Origin of the sequence: Zwartia vadi, from assembly GCF_030410375.1 — a bacterium.
Lineage (GTDB): Bacteria > Pseudomonadota > Gammaproteobacteria > Burkholderiales > Burkholderiaceae_B > Zwartia > Zwartia vadi.
The window spans coordinates 1-622 of sequence record NZ_JAUHHE010000050.1; the positions used below are offsets into that span (position 1 = coordinate 1).

A 622-nucleotide genomic window follows, 5' to 3' on the forward strand; every position below is an offset into this window, starting at 1 on the left:
TGTATGAGGACGCAACCGACTTGTCTGAGAACAACGTCGGGTTCTCGAGGATATAGAACTCAAATGAAGCATCCAAGCGACCACCTTCACGAAGCACTTTAAAACCCAGAGTTTCGTCTTTCAAAGGCTTTGAAACAGTTTTTTCAAGCACAACCTTCCAAGGTGTTGTTTCTCCTGACTTCCTGAGCCTTGACGCTGTATATCTTTTCTTAATCTCAAGTCCTCTTCTTATTTCCTCGTACTTACACAGCACTTTGTAACAATTCCATTCGAGTGAGTCGTGATCTGTGTTTAGAAGACCTTGATGGCCTGCTTGAATACGCTCAAGGTGATCAACAATCTTTTTGATACGTTTATCACTTGATTTTCGACTCAAATACTCCGATACATTTTCAAACGTGTTTGAATGACGCAAAATGTAAAGATGTTCATTACTCAAACCTTTTACATCAATATTATTCAAGTATTTTGCAAGTACGAATTTCTTAGGTTTAAGAGTCATTTGGTTCAATCCAAATAAGGATTCAAGGGTTGTATTCCTAGTTCAATTGTTAACAATGATCAAAGTCATCTTTCTTGTTTACCATCAGGAATACTTCAAGAATACAGATTTAAACGCATG

General features: G+C 37.5%; 1 protein-coding gene. It reads right to left on the bottom strand.

From position 1 onward, the window contains the following. A partial coding sequence (locus tag QWY27_RS15270) for a hypothetical protein (protein ID WP_290199289.1) occupies positions 1 to 502 on the bottom strand: 502 nt, incomplete at its 3' end. Positions 503 to 622: the final 120 nt, after the last annotated feature.